The sequence below is a fragment of the Desulfobacula sp. genome (genome assembly GCF_021107415.1).
In genome coordinates this window covers 1-4,072 of the sequence record NZ_JAIOSW010000291.1, presented here as the reverse complement: position 1 = coordinate 4,072, position 4,072 = coordinate 1, and the positions used below count along the sequence as shown (strand labels likewise).

6 protein-coding genes are annotated in these 4,072 nt (G+C 41.1%); all 6 read right to left on the bottom strand.

The window, feature by feature from the left end; genetic code table 11:
* Window positions 1-103 precede the first annotated feature (103 nt).
* A complete protein-coding gene (locus K8S13_RS25725) occupies window positions 104-184 on the bottom strand; it encodes a hypothetical protein (RefSeq protein WP_367172637.1) in 81 nt (26 codons plus the stop codon).
* An 18-nt stretch (window positions 185-202) separates the two neighbouring features.
* Window positions 203-475 carry a hypothetical protein gene (locus K8S13_RS15225; RefSeq protein WP_291463771.1) on the bottom strand — a complete coding sequence of 91 codons (273 nt, stop codon included), beginning with the start codon at window positions 473-475 and terminating at the stop codon, window positions 203-205.
* A 378-nt stretch (window positions 476-853) separates the two neighbouring features.
* Window positions 854-1,057 carry a cold-shock protein gene (locus K8S13_RS15220; protein WP_291463769.1) on the bottom strand — a complete coding sequence of 68 codons (204 nt, stop codon included), beginning with the start codon at window positions 1,055-1,057 and terminating at the stop codon, window positions 854-856.
* 204 nt (window positions 1,058-1,261) lie between these two features.
* Window positions 1,262-1,510, bottom strand: coding sequence for a hypothetical protein (locus K8S13_RS15215; RefSeq protein WP_291463767.1), 249 nt, complete (start codon window positions 1,508-1,510; stop codon window positions 1,262-1,264).
* 200 nt (window positions 1,511-1,710) lie between these two features.
* A complete protein-coding gene (locus tag K8S13_RS15210) occupies window positions 1,711-2,388 on the bottom strand; it encodes a response regulator transcription factor (protein ID WP_291463765.1) in 678 nt (225 codons plus the stop codon).
* Window positions 2,389-2,400: 12 nt separating this feature from the next.
* A partial coding sequence (locus K8S13_RS15205; protein WP_291463763.1) for a PAS domain S-box protein occupies window positions 2,401-4,072 on the bottom strand: 1,672 nt, incomplete at its 5' end.

Sequence of the window (4,072 nt, the reverse complement as noted above, 5' to 3'; positions counted from 1 at the left end):
TGTTATAGAACAATCGAATAGAAAAGTCTAGATTTATTATCTACTACGATATCAATGGGTTGTATAATAAATAGAGGGTTCTCGTGTTTGGCTCCAATTTTTTTTATGTTCGTGCGAAATGTAAGATCAAACCGCATCCCAGACCGCAGACCGGGCATGTTGATTTGTGCCATATTATTGCCATTTTTTTAGCTCTCTATATCTATTTCAAAGATGGCTTAAAATCTATGGCTTCTGAATCCCGGTCCCCCTTGCTCCTGGACGGAGAGTCAGTTAAAATAACTCGTTGTCGTCGTTGTTTAGCCCTGCGATCTTCAATATAAACTACTGGATTAGTAGTTTCTTGCACCAGGCATTCTTGTGCTTTCAAGAGTTGCTCCACAGTTATGTAGTGTTTTGCAGGATGGATAAATACTATGCCTGAGTTTCCCGGATTAAAAAAAATTAAATCTTTATTTGGCAAGTAGCCTTCCATATAACACCTCCCTAAATTATGGAAAAATATCGTTTCAGAACAAATAGGTCGAACATCATACCTTACAAAGAGCTAAACTATGCTATCATAACGATTTGTATGGTTGAGGAATTTTAAAATATATGGGAAAGTCGGTCAACCGATCTATCGATTCCCATTCATATCTTTTTTCCCAGCCTTGCCTCCTGCCTTGTCTCATTCTTCGGTCTTTACCTGGATATTTAGGACCAAGATCAAACATTCTCCTATCCAAAAGAGATCTTCGATCTATTACAGATCGTTTTATATATATTTTTTTTGATACCATTTTACCTTTCTCCCTGGAAGATTTGAGACAGAGCCCATGGTCTTGAGGACTCTGTCTGTGTTTGTGTTGAACTAAGTAATAGTGACATTTGCAGCGGCAGGTCCTTTTTGCCCTTGTTCGATATCAAATGTCACTCTATCACCTTCGTTAAGAGACTTAAAACCGGATGCGTTAATTGCCGAATGATGAACAAATATATCCGGGCCACCATCTTCCTGTTCAATAAAGCCAAAACCTTTGCTGTCATTAAACCATTTTACTGTTCCATTGGTCATTCTTGTCTTCTCCTTTTTTATTCTTTTCATGGGTTAAGCATTGATAAATGGGCGTTTCAACATTTTGCAATACAATTCAATATAATGTGCTGCTATTGTCAAATCCGGCTTGCCATGGCACTAAGGAGATTGGATATGGCACTCATCCCTTTGGGCAGGTAAGAAACCTCAGGTGTAACAATCAGAATTCTGGGTTTTTCAGAATCAGGGAGCATGTGATAAATCCTTGCATACCGGCTTAATTTCAAGATAGTGTTTTTTACTGCTCATGGCTTTTTCCTTTTTTTTTTTTAGTTCCTTAACGCAATAGCTGTGCCACTGACAGGCCGGATTATCGCAATCTGTGGCAGTCCTGGCAAAACAATCCGGCTTTCCTTCAATACGCTGAATACTGCGAATAAACTGTGTCAAATCCGGATATCCGTTGATAGGATCTTTTTTGTCATCAGTCATTTTTGTTTTCCAGTTTTCGGTCAGGCACTGATTAAACAAACAATAAATAAATTTTTTACAATACAAAGAATATTACTGAAATTGATTTTTAGTGTAAATAGGTGAAAATGCTTATTTTTACCGGTAAAAAATCATGGTCGGGAGAATTTCCCAAAAATGATAGAGGAGTATTTCCCGGAAGATTGATGGGTGATGCGTTATCATTTTTTCCAGAGATCCAGGTCAATGAGGCCTATCTTGACAGCATGGCGCGCCAGGTCAATGACACTGCTTACATCAAGCTTGCGCATTATTCTGGAACGGTGGTTCTCAACTGTTTTTGGGCTGATGAACAATTTGTCTGCAATCTTTTGGGATGGCAGCCCATTGGCCACCAGGGCCATGACCTCTTGTTCCCTGGGGGTTAGTGTATCATAGCCTTTAACAATAGCAACAGGCTTCTTATCCGGCAATTGGGCCAGTTTTCTTACCACCTGCCGGGATATTGAAGTGTCCATAAAATAATCACCTTTTAAGGTATGCTCAATTCCACGGATCAGCATATCTGCGGCGGATTCTTTGGCAAGATAACCACTGGCACCGGCCTGAAACGCTTTTACGATATAGTCTACTTTGGAATGCATACTCAACACCAGGATTGGTATGTCCGGGGAATATTTTTGCATATCCCGGATAAGATCAAAACCGCTTATATCCGGAAGGGAAATATCCACAACAGCAAGATCCGGCCTGAGTTTTTTGGCTAATTTGAGCCCCTGGCCTGCGTTTCCCGCTTCACCAATCACCTCATACCGACTATCACTCTGTATGATGGTTTTAATACCTTCTCTGAAAAGGGGATGATCTTCAATGATTAAAATACGCTTTTTTTGATCCATTGTTGTTAATCCTTATAAAGGCAGCTTGATGATTATTTTTGTCCCTTTATTTAATTGTGAATGGATTGACATCTGACCCTGAAGCAGGTTGACCCTTTCTTTCATGCTTCGAAGGCCCATTCGTTTTTCATTGCCTATTAAGCGTTCCCGTTCCTTTACATCAAACCCTTTGCCGTTATCTTCAATTCGAAGGATGATATTCGGGGATGCCCCCACAAGTCTTATCATCGCTTTGGAAGCAACAGCATGTTTCCGGACATTGTTCAGTCCTTCCGTCACCAGACGGTATAAATTGATTTGAGTATCAGAATTCAGTGTTGACTCGTGGATACCGGCAACTTGAAAATCAATCATGATATTATTTTTTTCAGTAAACTCTTCACAAAAAACTTTAAGGGCATAAACAAGACCCAAGTGATCCAGACTGGGGGGCCTCAAATCATAAGCCAGATCCCTGACCGAGGTAATGGTTTGATCTATGAGTGTGGACACATCTTCCGGTAATCCCTTGATGTCTGATTCAGGGGATGATTGCTTTTCAAACAGCCTGTTACAGTATAATTTCAATGTGGAAAGATCTTGGGCGATACTGTCGTGCAATTCACAGGAAATCATTTGCCGCTCGCGTTCCTGGGCCTGCATCAACATTTGCGAAAGATCCCGCATAAAATTTTCTGCATGCTTTCGCTCGGTAATGTCTCTGGCGATACCCAACACACCGACAAGCTTTCCTTCTGAATCATACATTGGTGTCTTTATAGTTTCTAATAGCTCTTTATGCCCATCATCAGCATAAGTTACTTCTTCTTCGTTAACGACAGGGATGGCGGCGGCCATAGCTGCCTTGTCCTTCTCTCGGAAAAAATCCGCTAATTCTTTATCTACAAAATCATAATCTGTTTTACCCCTAATATCCGCTTCTTTTGCTCCAAAAAAACGTTCAAATTTTGGATTACAGGAAATATAAACGCCATCCGGATCTTTCAACCATACAAGATCCGGTATCGTCTCGATCAATGTACGCAAATGTGCCTCACTCTCCCGCAGCGCCTCCTCCGTCTGCCTGCGGTCAGAGATATCGCTTGCAATAGAGAGCAGCTTTTGTTCCCCGGCAACCATTATTATTTCGCCAAAATATTGGCAATACAATGTGTCTCCGCCCTTCTTGTACAGCTTCATCTCAATTCCATCGACACGCCCGTTTTGCATTAATTCCTGTTTCAACCTATCTCGATCCTCTTCAGATATAAAACCCAGATCAACCGATGTGGTCCCAATAGACTCTTCTTTACTGTATCCGGTAACACGAACAAAATTTTCATTCACCTCTTGGTAGTTACCGTCTTCTATTGAACTTATTGCCATCAGTAGGGGTCCATGGTGGAATGCCTTGGCAAATTTTTCTTCCGATCTTTTCAGCACCTCCTCTGCATGCTTGAGCTCGGTGATGTCTCTATCAACACCACGAAATCCAAGTAACCATCCGTTTTCGTTCAGGAATGGCACACCATTAGTCAGAAGACACACACGTCGCCCTTCCTTGCTGATATTCCAGTTTTCCAGATTTGTTATTGGTTTTTTTTGGGCAACAATTTTATTGAACGCCTCACCAATCTTTTCAGCTTCATAGGGAGGCATAAACTCAAAGAGTGTCTTACCTATCATTTCATCAGGGGAGTATCCA